Here is a 13,035-nt window from a genome sequence, read left to right as displayed (position 1 = left end):
CTAGAACCAGGTCAGACCAATACTGATCAGTGCCCCGGTAATGATCAGTTGCACCAGACAGAAGCCCATAATGTCCTTCGCCTTGAGACCGGCGATAGCCAACACCGGCAAAGCCCAGAACGGCTGCAGCAGGTTGGTCCAGGCGTCACCCCAACCCACCGCCATGGCCACCCGGGGCAGGTCAGCGCCCAATTCCAGGGCGGCGGGGATCATCACCGGGGCCTGTACCGCCCACTGCCCACCACCGGAAGGCACGAAGATATTCACCACGCCGGCACTGATAAAGCTCCAGAACGGCAGGGAGTCGGCGCTGGCGATGGAAACGAAACCGTTGGAGATAGTGGCGGCCAACCCGGATTGCGTCATCACCGCCATGATGCCGGCGTAAAACGGGAACTGAATGACAATACCGGCACCGCCCTTGATCGCTTCGTGGAGGCTGTTGAGCAGGCGCCGCGGTGTCTGGTGCAACACGATAGCCAGGAACAGGAACATGAAGTTGACGATATTCAGGTTAAGGCCACCGCCACCGGCGAAGTAGTTGATGGCGTAGGCAATACCGCTGAAGCCGATCAGCCAGGCCAGAATCCGGCTGTTCTCCAGATGCTCGGCTGGCCGCGTCACCGCCACGTCCACCTCGGTACCGTCCTTCAGGGTTTCAGCGTCGACATAATGGCTGTCCTCCTCCGGCGGCAACATCCATCGATTCACCAGCGGTACCGCGATAAACAACATCACCACGATCGCCAGATTGAAGAAGGAGAAAATCGTCTGGCCGGTGCCGATGATACCGATCTGCTCCTGGGTGAAGTGCCCTTCGGTGGCGATGGTCAGGGGAATGGATCCCGCCAGACCACCATGCCAGACGACAAAGCCGGAATAGGCGGCGGCAATCAACAAGGGGTAATGCACCCGGACCTGCCGGGCCAATGCCTTGGCGAACAATCCGCCCACCACCAGACCAAAGCCCCAGTTGATCCAGCTGGCCGCCAGTGCCACGTAGGTCACCAACAAGATGGCCTGTCCCGGTGTGCGGGCCAGCGATGCCAGTCGATTGAGAATGCCTTTCACCAGCGGGGTACTGGCGAGCATGAAACCGGTGACCAGCACCAGCAACATCTGCATGGAGAACGTCAGCAGGCCCCAGAAACCGTCTCCCCACATCACCATAACGGCCTGCGGGGAGTTGCCTTCCACCAGCATCGCGGCGGCGAACGCCACCAGCGTCAGAATCAATACAAAGATATAAGGATCTGGCAGATAGCGTTCCACCAGACGCACGAAGGGTTTGGCGATGGTATTCAACATGAGGGTCTCCCAGTTGTTATCGTTATTCCACCAACGGCGGATTAAACAACAGAATAGGGAACCTCCAAACGACCGCCTACCTCAATTCGACCATTTGACTAGAAAAATGGAAACGCCCCCCTGGATGGGGAGAGGCGTGAACAAAGAAATCAGACTTTCTTGACGAACCCGGACTTCAGTTTCATTGCCCCGATGCCGTCGATCTTGCAATCAATATTGTGATCACCGTCCACCAGGCGAATATTCTTCACCTTGGTACCAACCTTCACCACCGAGGAGGAGCCCTTGATCTTGAGATCCTTGATCACGGTCACGGTGTCACCGTCCTCCAGGACCGTTCCATTGGCATCCCGGACCATGGATTCCACATCCGCGCTTTCGCTCTCGTTATTCCATTCATAAGCGCATTCCGGACAGACGAAAAACGCACCGTCCTCATAAGTGTATTCGGAGCCACATTGGGGGCAGGAAGGTAACGTACTCACTGGCGCATCCTGTTTAAGTCTGAAGGGAACGGCGGATTATGATCAGCCGGCATGCTTCCCGGGAGGGCCATCATACTCCGATCACCATAAAACGGCATGTCGGGCCCGTACCGGCGAGCGCCGTTTACGAATTGGATAGGGCCTCCAGCCAGCGAGCCACCGCCTGCCCGATCTCCACCGGCGAGTCTTCCTGAAGAAAGTGATTGCCGCGCACCGTCACTTCGGTCTGATTCGGCCAGGTGCGGCAAAACTCACGCTGCCGACCAATCAGAATGGAGCCCGGATCCGCGTTGACGAACAGCTTCGGTAGCGGCGATGCCGCCAGCCAGTCGGCGTAATCCCGCACCACGCGAACCATCTCCGCGGGTTCACCATCAATAGGAATATCCCGGGGCCAGTTCAGTGTGGGCTGGCGGTCTTCGGCTTTCTGGAAAGGCCGCCGATATTCCGCCATTTCCGCCTCACTCAGGTCACGAATGACCGAGCCCGGCAACACCGCCTCGACAAACAGGTTCCGATTAAGGATCAGATCCTCGCCCTTGTCGGAGCGAAACCCCTTGAAAATGCCCCGTGCCGACTCCGGCCAGTCCTCCCAGGTCACCGGCATGACGATGGCTTCCATATAGGCAATGCCTTTCACCGCATCCGGATGACAGCGGGCCCAATGAAACCCCAGTGCACTGCCCCAATCGTGCACCACCAACGTGACCTGATGATGACACCCCAGTGCCTCCAGCAGGCCTTCCAGATAGTGATAGGCGGTGTCAAAGCCGTAGGCGTTGGCCCCTTCTCCGGCGGGCAGCTTTTCCGAGTCGCCCTGCCCGATCAGATCCGGGGCGATCAGGCGGCCCTGTCCGGCCAATTCCGGCATGACATTACGCCACAGGAAGGATGATGTCGGGTTACCGTGGAGGAAGACAATCGGGTCGCCCTCGCCTTCATCCACATAGGCCAGGCGTTTGCCGTGGATAACCTTTTCGTGCTTCGGATAGGGGAGTTGTTCTCTGAGCATGATGTCCTCCTGTTATGGTTATTGATGACAACGGCCCCACATTCTCCTCCGCCCTCCCAAGGTACTCAACCCGTCCTTATCCCCGCTATTCCCTGCCGCGCCAGCAGCGCCTCGCGAACATCCCTGCCGGCCCGATGTAACTCGCGGATATCATTATGGAAAAAGCTCTTGGCGATCACTGTCTGGATCACCAGCACTCCGATCAGGTGATCGCCATTACGCAAAGGGATCCCCAGATAGCTCTTGAAGCGCTCTTCGCCGGAGTTGGCCACATGATGATAATCCGGATGATCAGCGACGTGCCTTGCCACCACCGGCTGACCGGTACGCGCCACCTTGCCGGTCAGTCCCTGCGAAAACGTCATCCGCGCCCCCAGGGCCTGTGGGTCCAGCCCGCCGCTGGCCACCAATTCCAGCTCATCCGTTTCCGGGAAAGCCAGATATAGACTACAAACGTCCACGGCCAACGCCTGGCGGACCGCTTCCACCCTTTCTTGCATGGTATTTTGATATCCCATCTCCCCCCCTTTGTTGAATTCCACTGTCCAAAGCATGAATCAGTGAAGGCAAGTTGCATGCCAGTACCATCGAAGGCATCGGCATCCCTTGTCTTCATTCACCGCTGTCATGCCACTCCAACACCGCGATTTTTTGCGCCTATCACTACAAGAGGCGAGGCCTGCCTTGATCTAAACCTTGCTTCAGGTTTTAGAGTCACAACCACGATACCCATCACACCAACCCACTGGAGTAACAACATGGCCAAACCAATTCGCATCGCCTTGATCTACGGCAGCATTCGGGAAGGCCGATTCTGCGACACGATCGTTCGCTGGGCAGCCCGCGAGATCGACGGCCACGAAGCCTTCGAGCTGGACGTCATCGACCCCTCGCCTTTGTTTCCGGCCCCGACCAACGCGCCTCCAAACGACTCCGCCGCCAATGATCTGCAGCAGCGCCTGCATCGTGCCGACGCCTTTGTGGTAGCCACCCCGGAGTACAATCACAGCTTCAGCGCGCCTCTGAAGCACTTGCTGGACAGTATTTATGGCGTCTGGCAGGCCAAACCGGTAGCGTTCATCAGCTATGGCGGCGTATCCGGCGGCTTGCGGGCCGTGGAGCAATTGCGATTGGTGTTCGCCGAACTGCACGCCACCACCATTCGTCAGGTGGTGAGCTTCCCCAATGCGCCGGAGCAATTCGATAAACAGGGACATCCGCGAGACCCGGAGCGGGCATCACGCAATCTCAGTAAACTGCTGGCACAGTTGTGGTGGTGGGCGAGTGCCCTGCGCCAGGCAAGGCAGGAAGAGGCGTATGCCCGCGTGTCGTGACACCGTCAAAGCCCGGCGGCCGGGGGTTAGTGCGTCTTCTCGTTCTCCTCCTCATCCAGCAACTCCAGGATGAGCTTCTCCCCCCGGTTCATGAACGGTCCCAGTCGTTCCACGAAAAGAACCATTAATTCGCGGTCGCATTCGATCACCGTTCCCACCCACATCTTGAACAGAGCAAAAGCGTAGGAAGCAAAGCGGTCCGTTTCCGCGTATTCATCCTCGCGGCGGTTCAGTTCTTCGATATACCCCATCTTCACCTCTTCCGAGGCCATCATGAACTCATCCATGGTGCCGAAGCGGCTGAAGAACAAACCGGAGGCGCGAGCCAGATGAAAACTCACCGCCTCCTGCGCCACATCATTGGCCTTTTCCAGACGGGTAATGGCTTCTTCAATTTCCGTTTTGAAATCGTCGCGGGTATAGGGGTCTTGCTCATCACTGAATTCCATGGTTCTCATCCCTTAGTTATTCTGTTGTTCCATCATCAAGAAACAGACTGTTTCCCCTTCCCCTTTTAAGCAGCCACCAGGCTGGTGTCAACAACCGGAAAGGGAACGGCGTCTCGTCAGTCAAAGGGGACACATACTATTTGCGCCGCCCCTGTCATGAGCGGCGACTATGGCTCCGGCGCGTCCGTCAGGAAACACTGCCAGTATCCGACATCGATCCAGCGCTCGAATTTGCGGCCCACCGCACGCAAACAGCCGCTTTGCCGGAACCCGACTTTCTCGTGCAGCGCCACACTGGCGGCGTTCGGCAAGGCGATAACCGCCATCACCGCATGCAGCCCCTGATGACGAAGTTGCGACAGTAAAGACAGGTACAGACGCTCTCCCAGGCCCTGGCCAACCACCCCGGCATCAATGTATACCGTGGATTCAACGCTGAACCGGTAGGCGTGGCGATCATGCCAACGGGTGGCGTAAGCGTATCCCGACAATCCGCCCGCGATTTCCGCCACCCGCTAGGGCAATGACGATGCCTTTACTTTCTGGATGCGCCGGGCCATTTCCACCGCCGCTACCGGTTCCGTTTCAAAGGTCGCGATGCTTTCGCGAACGTAATGGTTGTACAAGGACGCCATGGCTTCGGCATCAGCGGGGCGAGCATCTCGAATCACGGTCTCCGGCATTGTCTCCATCCTTCAATGATGACTAGACTGATGCTCCTGATTTTTGCCTTTTTGATCGGAGCGCGCCATGGCACAGGCAATCACTCCCTTTTTGATGTTTCAGGGCAATGCCGAAGCGGCGTTGCGCTTTTATGTCTCTCTGATCGAGGATAGCGAGATCATCAGCCTGTCACATTATGACGAGACACAGCCGGAGGCCGCCGGAAGGGTGTATCAGGCCATGTTTCGTCTGGGACAGCAGGTGGTCCGTTGCATCGACTCACCAGTTCCCCATGATTTCGATTTCACGCCGTCGTTTTCCTTCTTCATCGACTGCGACAGCGAAGAAGAGCTGACCTCCCTTTATAACCGTTTGTCCGAACAAGGTGAGGTCATGATGCCTTTGGACGATTATGGATTCAGTACTCGTTTTGCCTGGGTCGCCGACCGCTTCGGTGTGTCCTGGCAACTCAATCTGCCCTGACCGGTCGGCTACAGGCCCAGATCCGACAAGCCGGGATGGTCGTCCGGGCGCCGTCCCAATGGCCAGTGGAATTTACGCTCCTGCTCGCCAATCGGCAGGTCGTTGATACTGGAGTATCGATGGCGCATCAGACCATCATCGTCGAACTCCCAATTCTCGTTACCGTAGGATCTGAACCAGTTGCCGGAATCATCCCGCCATTCATAGGCATAGCGCACGGCGATGCGACTCTCCGAGAACGCCCATAGCTCCTTGATCAGACGGTATTCCAGCTCTTTGCTCCATTTGCGCTCAAGGAAAGCGCGCGCCTCATCCCGGCCATGCACGAACTCGGCCCGATTTCGCCAACGGGTATCCAGGCTGTAGGCCATCGCGACCTTATCGGCATCCCGGCTGTTCCAGCCGTCTTCCGCCAAACGCACCTTCTCGATGGCGCTGTCACGGGTAAAGGGGGGCAAGGGTGGGCGTGTAGCAGTGGTCATGACCGTCTCCGGTGGTTTATAAAACGTCGCTGTCCTGAATCAGGAGGCGCGCCATGCGCGCGGCCCGCTCCGCCGCCCGGGAATCGCCTCCGACGCGGGCGCTGGTGATCGCGCCGTCGATCAGAATCGAGAGATCCGCCGCCACGGTTTCCACATCGGCCACACTGCATTCCGCCAGCACCGAACAAAGATAATCCCGCAATCGCTGCTTGTGGGCCCGAGCCACGTCATGAATGGGGCCGGCGGCGACTTCGCCGGCGGCGTTAATAAAAGCACAGCCATTGAAATCATCCCGGGCGAACCAGCTCGCCAACGCATCGAAGATCGCCTGCAAACGCGGCGGCCCCGGCGGTACCGCTTCGCATTCCGAGATGAGCCAGCGCATCCAACGCTCGTCCCGCTCACGCAGCGCCTCCGCCACCAAAGCTTCCTTGGTGGGGAAGTACCGGTAAATGCTTTTCCTGGCCACGCCGGATTCACGAACGATGCGATCCATGCCAGTGGCGTGAATTCCGCCGCTATAGATCAGCTGTTCGGTGACAGCGAGCAGCTTTGCTCTCACTGTTTGCGGAGACTCCGTGGCGGATTGTCGTGCTGAAGTGATCATGATCAAGAGAGTAGAACGATCATTCTCCATCGTCAACCCGCGCCTATCATGACGACCATCATTCGGTCCGTTGCTTTCGCGAAACCGGTGGGAATGTTTTAGATTGGTTTGGCCCGGCGGCATGCCGCCCATAACGATGACAACAACTGCGGGAGACGCTCGTGCTTGATCTGTACTACTGGCCCACCCCCAATGGCTGGAAAATCACCATCATGCTGGAGGAGTGCGGACTGCCCTACCGCATCGTGCCGGTCAATATCGGCGCGGGAGAGCAATTCGATCCCGCGTTTCTCGCCCTCAGCCCCAATGGCCGGATGCCGGCGCTGGTGGATCACGCTCCGGAGGATGGCGGCGAACCGGTTTCCCTTTTCGAAAGCGGAGCCATCCTGGAGTATCTGGCCGAGAAGAGCGGCGGCTTCCTGCCCACGGACCTGCGTGGACGCTATCGGGTCAAGCAGTGGCTGATGTGGCAAATGGGCGGTTTGGGCCCGATGCTGGGTCAAAACGGCCATTTTCTGTTATACGCACCGGAAAAAGTTCCCTATGCCATTGACCGCTACGGCCGCGAAGCCCGGCGCCTCTACGGCGTGCTGGATCAGACCCTTGCTGACGCCCCTTGCGTGGCCGGGGACTATTCCATCGCCGACATGGCCATCTTCCCCTGGGTGATGACCCACAAGGCCCAAGGCATCACACTGGACGACTTTCCCCACGTAGCACGCTGGTTCTCGCAATTGCGGAGCCGCGAAGCTCTGCAAAAAGGCCTGGCGGTGGGCAAGGCGTTGCGCCAGAGCACCATGTCCGACGACGCCAAACGAGTCCTGTTCGGCCAGAACCAAACCGCGACCAACGAATAACAGCACAAGGATTTCGCCATGATCGAGTTTTACTTCGACTGCTCCAGCCCCTGGACTTACCTGGGCTTCGAGAGCATTCAGAAAATCGCCGAGGACACCGGCACCAGCATCGAATGGAAACCCATACTGGTGGGCGGCATCTTCAATACCATCAATCCGTCCGTGTACGCTTCGCGGGAAAAACCGGTACCGCAGAAAGCGAGCTATATGCGTAAGGATCTGCAGGACTGGGCGCGCTATCAGGGGCTGGAGATCAATTGGCCGGAGGTCTTTCCAGTGAACAGCGTCAAGGCCATGCGCGGCTGCCTCTGGCTCGCCCCTCAGGGCAAGCTGGTGCCGTTCGCCCGGGCTATGTTCCAGAGCTATTGGCGTGACGGCAAGGACATCGCTCAGGACGACCCGTTGATTCCGATTCTGGACCAGCTGGGCGTGGACCGGGATGCCTTCTTCGCCGGCATCAAGGAACCCGGCATCAAGGACCAGCTGCGCGAGAATACGGAGGCCGTCATGCGGCGGGGTGGCTTCGGTTCACCGACGATTTTCGTCGATGGTGATGACATGTACTTCGGCAATGATCGGATGCCGTTGATTCAGGCCGCCATTGAACGGCGACAGGGCCGCTGAGACGGCACCTCAGCGGGTATCGCCGTTCGATGCCTCCTGGCTGGGAAGCCGGATATAACGGTAATGCCCGGTAATGGGATAAGAGAACAGCAGATCCTCCAATTCCGGTCCGCGCCCGATGTTATGAACGATCAACGGACGACCGCTATCGGCCGAACGTTGCCCGGTCACCACGCCGATATGCGGAAGATTACCGGGCAGCATCCAGGTGACCAGATCACCGGCGCGGTAGGCGTCGGCCCGGTCAGAGACCGGCAGCGCCGCCCCCTGACGTTCGAAGAACGTTTGCAGATTGGGCACTCGCCGGTGATCGATATTGGGATCGGGACGGCGCAATCCCCAGTGGTTCGGATAGGCGTCGAAAGCTCGCGTCATGTCCTCATGCACCAGACGCTGCAGATCCACCCCGGCCTTGCGATAGGAGCGAATCACCACATCCGTGCACACGCCGATATTGTCGGGCACATCACCGTTGGGATAGTCGATACGGCGATAGCCGCCGTCATAGGTGACGGACACCCGGGTGCGTGCCATGGCGGCATCGACCAGGGCGGTCACGAAGGCGGACTCCGTCGAGGGTTGAGCCACTATCGACAACGGCATCGCCCCCAACAGGACACTCACAATGATGGCAACGGCTTTCATGGGCGCCAGCATAGCACGGCGCCGATGACGCGGAAGGCCCGCTTCCACCGCCTTGAAACAGCGCCGGGATTCCCTTTTACTGGCCCCTCTCCGCCACCAGGAACCGTCCCGCATGCTGACCACGCTGGCCATTGGCAACTACCGTTCCGTTCTGAATCTGACCGTGCCGCTGGGGCCCCTCAATGTGGTCACCGGAGCCAATGGCAGCGGTAAATCCAATCTGTACCGCGCCCTGCGATTGCTGGCCGCCACCGCGCGTGATGACGTGATCGCCGCCCTGGCCGCCGAAGGCGGGCTGGAATCCACGTTCTGGGCCGGACCGGAGACCCTCACCAAAGGCATGCGCAACGGCTCGGTGCCGGTGCAGGGCGGGCCTCGCCAGCACAGCCGCCGCCTGCGTCTCGGATTCAACGATGAGGACTATGGCTATCTGATCGAGCTGGGTCTGCCGAAACCGGACGCCACCACCGCCTTCAATCTGGACCCGGAGATCAAACGGGAACTGATCTGGGCCGGCTCCGGCTATCGTCCGGCCACGGTGCTGGTGGATCGCTGCGGCCCGCTGGTGAAAACCCGGGGTGAAGGCCCCTGGCAGGTTATCAGCGACCACCTCAACAGCTTCGACAGCCTGTTCAGTCAGGTGGCCGACGCCCGCACCACACCAGAGGTGGTCACCCTGCGCGAGCGGATTCGCGGTTGGCGCTTCTACGACCACTTTCGCACCGATCAGGGCGCCCCCGCCCGGCAGGTCCAACTGGGCACCCGTACCCCCGTGCTGCATCACGACGGACGCGATCTGGCGGCGGCCCTGCAAACCATTCGGGAAATCGGCGATGCCCGGGCGCTCGACAGTGCCATCGAGGATGCCTTTCCCGGCGCGCGCCTGGCCATCGTTCCCCTGGACGACGGCCGGCTCAAGATCGCCTTCCACCAGTACGGCCTGCTGCGTCCGCTGACAGCGGCGGAGCTGTCCGATGGCACGCTGCGTTATCTGCTGCTGATCGCGGCCTTGCTGACACCACGGCCGCCCTCACTGATGGTTCTGAACGAGCCGGAAAACAGCCTGCATCCGGATCTGCTTCCGGCCCTGGCGCGACTGATTGCCCGCGCCAGCCGCCACAGTCAGGTGTGGGTGATCAGCCATGCCAGCCGCCTGGTGGCGGCATTGAATCAGGCACCGGACTGCCATGGCGTGGAACTGGAGAAAGAACTTGGGGAAACCCGCATCCTGGGCCAGGGGCTGCTGGATACGCCGATGTGGAGCTGGCCCTAGACTACCGCGACGGCCCACTCACCAACCGATACCGAGTCCAAGACTGTAATCGGTTTCATCCAGGTCCTCGGAGAAATCCTTCACCAGATCGGTTTCCACTTTCATGCTCAGCGAAGCCCAGTCGGTGAGCCGGTAGCGCACCCCGAATTCCGCATCCACGGAATATCCTTCCACACCACTCAAGGCCTTGCCGACACTGCCGCGGCTGAACAGCTCGAAGGTCTTGCCCACCAGATATCGGGTGTAGTCCCATTGCATGCCCAGCGCGTAGAACGCCTTGTCGCTCCTTTCCGCGTAGGAGAACTGGTTGTAACTGAGCAGCCACGCCAGGGAAAAAGCCCCCAGTTCATTGTCCCAGAACTGGTAACCCGGTCCCGCTCCCAGGGAGCGGCGCCGACGGACATTCTCGAACCAGTCACGCTGGTATTCGTAGCGGGTCTGCCAGAACCGGCTCTCGGTAACGAAGCGGTCCAACGCGTACTTGGCGCTCCAGTCCTGCTCGATACGCACATCGTCACGGAACTTGCGGTTGTAGTCCGCCTTCAGATTATGCCGCCAGGGCCCGTGCCGGGCTTGATTGTTCAGGGCCAGGTCGAAGTCGTCGGTGTCCCGCTCGGCCCGCTCGTAGTTGATGTCGAATTCCAGATCCCCGCTCCATTCCAGGTCCTGGAGGAAGGGCTTGGGGCGCAGCATACGGGTGACACTGGCCAGTTCCACGGTGGTTTCTTCGCCATTGCTGACCACGATCCGACCGGGCTGCCCCGCCGCCACTGCCTTACTGGCCTCGCCATTACCCCCTGGCCACTTCACCAGCAGTTCGTGGTCACTCTGCAGCGTGCTGATCATCTCCCGATCAATGGGCACCGAGCCGGCGTAGGACGTCTCCAGCAGCAACTTGGTACTGTCCATCAGCACGATCTCGCCGGTGAGCCGGTCACCATTCTTCAACCAGACGGTGTCGCCCATAGCGCCAGCACTGAGAAACATGAGAGCCGCAAAAAAACAGGATAGACGCAACGGTGCCAATCTCACGGGGTCGCCTTGGGAAACAGGATTGTCGTTATCACCGGAACGAGGATCAACCTCCGCTTAATCCTCGTATTCGATCCCCTCCGAGTCCATCCAAGCGCCCAACATCTCCTCCAACGCCTCGTCCCTGAACCGGTGCCATGCGTCCTCCAGGCCGAGATCAAAGACCAGCGACTTGAAGCGGCGAAAGGCACCGCGGCCTCTGATCGCATCCTCAAGCGCCTCGCTGTCCCTGCCAGACGTCACCGACCAACAGAACTTCTCCATGACATGATACTCATCAAATTCCCATTGATCCGGCATTGGCACGTATTGGTCCGAGGACAACACTTCGCGGATCTTGGGCAGTATCTCCTTGAGCCAGTCAGGGCCGTCGGGATCCGGCTCTTCCGCTTTCTGGGCCTCCTCATTCATAACCGGGAAGACCTCCCCGGTTTCTCTATGCATATAGCACTGAAACTCATCACCGGTTTGCCATTCTCTGGCAACAGCTTTAAGCGATACGGTCATAGTCTCCTCCTTTTAATCTCCGGGGGTTCTCCACGTCTAATGAAAACCCGCAGCCTCTTTGCGATGGTCGCGTCCCTGATCTCCTCTGCCACCGGCATCAGCAATCATTGCAATTCAGGCTCCATCGATCCGCTGACCATAACCCAACAGTTGCATAACCTGAAGCACGGCCACGGGACAATCACAAAATAGTGTTGAATTACGGTAAGAAAAGATCATCCGGCATGGTGTTTGCCGTGCCAATAGGGAAATAATCAAGCCCTGGCCCCGAGCCTGACCCACCCTAATGTATGAGGAATGCAACATGGATCTGTTCAGCTTTGCGAAAAACATCGGTAAGAAACTGTTCGGTAGCGATGACACGGACGCAGCCGACAAAATCAAAGCGCACATTCTGGAGGACAATCCCGGCGTGTCGAACCTGGAGGTGAAATTCGCCGACGGCTGCGCCGCTCTCAGTGGCGATTGCGAAAACCAAGCCGCCAAGGAAAAAGCCGTGCTGCTGGCCGGCAACGTGGAAAACGTGGAGAAAGTGGAAGGTGACGCCCTCACCCTGCCGGCGGAAGCGGCGGTGGAAGAAGTGGAGTACTACGAAATTCAGAAAGGCGACACGCTGTGGAAAGTGGCCAGCCAGTTTTACGGCGACGGCAACAAATACACCGCCATCTTCGAAGCCAACCGTGAAGTGATCAAGGATCCTGACCTGATCTACCCGGGCCAGAAAATCCGTATTCCAAAATAAACACTGGCAAGGAGACAAGGCCATGGACCTGATCAACCAGCTCGTATCCACTCTCGGGGTCAGCGGCCAACAAGCCGAAGGTGGTACCGGCCTGCTGATGAAACTGGTGAAAGACAACCTTTCCGGCACCGACTTCGGCCGCGTGCTCGGCGCTGAACCCAAACTGGAAGGGATGATGTCGCAAGCCCCGGAAAGTGGCGGAGACTCCCTGCTGGGCATGGCCGGAGGCCTGCTCTCCAGCCTGGGCAGTGACAAACTGGCGGGTCTGACACAAATCGCCGGCGGCATGCAAAAGCTGGGGCTGGACAAGGATACTCTGGTGCAGTTTATCCCGGTGATCCTGCAGTATTTCCAGAAACAAGGACAAGGCGATATCGCCGGTCTGATTCAGAAAGCATTGCCGTTCTGAGACAACAGGCTCCGGTAATACGCACACGCCTTCGTTAAAGGGCCATTGCGTTCCATAAAACGGGACTACGAAGCCGCGGTAGGCGCTTGCAAGGCAAGCGCCTACCGCGGCCTTCCATACCAC

General features: G+C 59.0%; 19 protein-coding genes. 7 read left to right on the top strand and 12 right to left on the bottom strand.

What is annotated here, in order from left to right:
- The 4 genes from B5T_RS01905 to B5T_RS01890 all read right to left on the bottom strand — a co-directional run bounded on the left by B5T_RS01905 (nt 1) and on the right by B5T_RS01890 (nt 3,323).
- On the bottom strand, nt 1–1,308 hold the full coding sequence (locus B5T_RS01905) for a short-chain fatty acid transporter (protein ID WP_014992760.1): 1,308 nt from the start codon (nt 1,306–1,308) through the stop codon (nt 1–3).
- 149 nt (nt 1,309–1,457) lie between these two features.
- Complete coding sequence (locus B5T_RS01900) at nt 1,458–1,793, bottom strand: zinc ribbon domain-containing protein YjdM (protein ID WP_014992759.1); 336 nt, start codon at nt 1,791–1,793, stop codon at nt 1,458–1,460.
- A 124-nt stretch (nt 1,794–1,917) separates the two neighbouring features.
- Nucleotides 1,918–2,805 carry a haloalkane dehalogenase gene (locus tag B5T_RS01895; RefSeq protein ID WP_014992758.1) on the bottom strand — a complete coding sequence of 296 codons (888 nt, stop codon included), beginning with the start codon at nt 2,803–2,805 and terminating at the stop codon, nt 1,918–1,920.
- 65 nt (nt 2,806–2,870) lie between these two features.
- Nucleotides 2,871–3,323, bottom strand: a complete 453-nt coding sequence (locus tag B5T_RS01890) for a GAF domain-containing protein (RefSeq protein WP_148279184.1) — start codon at nt 3,321–3,323, stop codon at nt 2,871–2,873.
- Nucleotides 3,324–3,563: 240 nt separating this feature from the next.
- On the opposite strand from B5T_RS01890, the gene B5T_RS01885 reads away from it, so the two are divergent.
- Nucleotides 3,564–4,139: an NADPH-dependent FMN reductase gene (locus B5T_RS01885; RefSeq protein ID WP_014992756.1), complete on the top strand. Its 576-nt coding sequence runs from the start codon at nt 3,564–3,566 to the stop codon at nt 4,137–4,139.
- A 26-nt stretch (nt 4,140–4,165) separates the two neighbouring features.
- Here the strand turns inward: B5T_RS01885 and B5T_RS01880 are convergent, their stop codons facing one another.
- The 3 genes from B5T_RS01880 to B5T_RS23480 form a co-directional block, all read right to left on the bottom strand.
- Complete coding sequence (locus B5T_RS01880; protein ID WP_014992755.1) at nt 4,166–4,588, bottom strand: hypothetical protein; 423 nt, start codon at nt 4,586–4,588, stop codon at nt 4,166–4,168.
- A 167-nt stretch (nt 4,589–4,755) separates the two neighbouring features.
- Nucleotides 4,756–5,100: a GNAT family N-acetyltransferase gene (locus B5T_RS23485; RefSeq protein WP_268237329.1), complete on the bottom strand. Its 345-nt coding sequence runs from the start codon at nt 5,098–5,100 to the stop codon at nt 4,756–4,758.
- A 3-nt stretch (nt 5,101–5,103) separates the two neighbouring features.
- Nucleotides 5,104–5,271, bottom strand: coding sequence for a GNAT family N-acetyltransferase (locus B5T_RS23480; RefSeq protein ID WP_202803025.1), 168 nt, complete (start codon nt 5,269–5,271; stop codon nt 5,104–5,106).
- Nucleotides 5,272–5,338: 67 nt separating this feature from the next.
- On the opposite strand from B5T_RS23480, the gene B5T_RS01870 reads away from it, so the two are divergent.
- A complete protein-coding gene (locus B5T_RS01870) occupies nt 5,339–5,734 on the top strand; it encodes a VOC family protein (protein WP_014992754.1) in 396 nt (131 codons plus the stop codon).
- An 8-nt stretch (nt 5,735–5,742) separates the two neighbouring features.
- Here B5T_RS01870 and B5T_RS01865 read toward each other — a convergent pair whose 3' ends face one another.
- Nucleotides 5,743–6,216, bottom strand: a complete 474-nt coding sequence (locus B5T_RS01865; protein ID WP_014992753.1) for a nuclear transport factor 2 family protein — start codon at nt 6,214–6,216, stop codon at nt 5,743–5,745.
- Nucleotides 6,217–6,232: 16 nt separating this feature from the next.
- Complete coding sequence (locus B5T_RS01860) at nt 6,233–6,778, bottom strand: TetR/AcrR family transcriptional regulator (protein ID WP_041716703.1); 546 nt, start codon at nt 6,776–6,778, stop codon at nt 6,233–6,235.
- Between the two features lie 206 nt (nt 6,779–6,984).
- On the opposite strand from B5T_RS01860, the gene B5T_RS01855 reads away from it, so the two are divergent.
- Both B5T_RS01855 and B5T_RS01850 read left to right on the top strand, forming a co-directional pair.
- Nucleotides 6,985–7,680, top strand: coding sequence for a glutathione S-transferase N-terminal domain-containing protein (locus B5T_RS01855; protein ID WP_014992751.1), 696 nt, complete (start codon nt 6,985–6,987; stop codon nt 7,678–7,680).
- Nucleotides 7,681–7,698: 18 nt separating this feature from the next.
- Nucleotides 7,699–8,304 (top strand): 2-hydroxychromene-2-carboxylate isomerase, encoded by a 606-nt coding sequence (locus B5T_RS01850; RefSeq protein WP_014992750.1) that lies wholly within the window; start codon nt 7,699–7,701, stop codon nt 8,302–8,304.
- 9 nt (nt 8,305–8,313) lie between these two features.
- Here the strand turns inward: B5T_RS01850 and B5T_RS01845 are convergent, their stop codons facing one another.
- On the bottom strand, nt 8,314–9,081 hold the full coding sequence (locus B5T_RS01845) for a DUF1287 domain-containing protein (RefSeq protein WP_229682995.1): 768 nt from the start codon (nt 9,079–9,081) through the stop codon (nt 8,314–8,316).
- Between B5T_RS01845 and B5T_RS01840 the strand changes: the two genes are divergently transcribed.
- Complete coding sequence (locus B5T_RS01840; protein WP_014992748.1) at nt 9,062–10,222, top strand: AAA family ATPase; 1,161 nt, start codon at nt 9,062–9,064, stop codon at nt 10,220–10,222. The genes B5T_RS01845 and B5T_RS01840 overlap by 20 nt on opposite strands.
- Nucleotides 10,223–10,240: 18 nt before the next feature.
- Here the strand turns inward: B5T_RS01840 and B5T_RS01835 are convergent, their stop codons facing one another.
- Nucleotides 10,241–11,209 (bottom strand): DUF481 domain-containing protein, encoded by a 969-nt coding sequence (locus B5T_RS01835; protein ID WP_041716700.1) that lies wholly within the window; start codon nt 11,207–11,209, stop codon nt 10,241–10,243.
- A gap of 102 nt (nt 11,210–11,311) precedes the next feature.
- Nucleotides 11,312–11,761, bottom strand: coding sequence for a UPF0158 family protein (locus tag B5T_RS01830; RefSeq protein WP_014992746.1), 450 nt, complete (start codon nt 11,759–11,761; stop codon nt 11,312–11,314).
- A 304-nt stretch (nt 11,762–12,065) separates the two neighbouring features.
- Here B5T_RS01830 and lysM point away from each other — a divergent pair, with 304 nt between their 5' ends.
- The gene (lysM, locus tag B5T_RS01825; RefSeq protein ID WP_014992744.1) at nt 12,066–12,503 is read left to right on the top strand and encodes a peptidoglycan-binding protein LysM; all 438 of its coding nucleotides are present in this window, start codon (nt 12,066–12,068) and stop codon (nt 12,501–12,503) included.
- A 22-nt stretch (nt 12,504–12,525) separates the two neighbouring features.
- On the top strand, nt 12,526–12,912 hold the full coding sequence (locus B5T_RS01820) for a DUF2780 domain-containing protein (protein WP_014992743.1): 387 nt from the start codon (nt 12,526–12,528) through the stop codon (nt 12,910–12,912).
- The last annotated feature ends 123 nt before the right edge of the window (nt 12,913–13,035 follow it).

The organism is Alloalcanivorax dieselolei B5, assembly GCF_000300005.1.
Classification (GTDB): domain Bacteria; phylum Pseudomonadota; class Gammaproteobacteria; order Pseudomonadales; family Alcanivoracaceae; genus Alloalcanivorax; species Alloalcanivorax dieselolei.
This window is presented reverse-complemented; position numbering and strand designations above follow the sequence as displayed.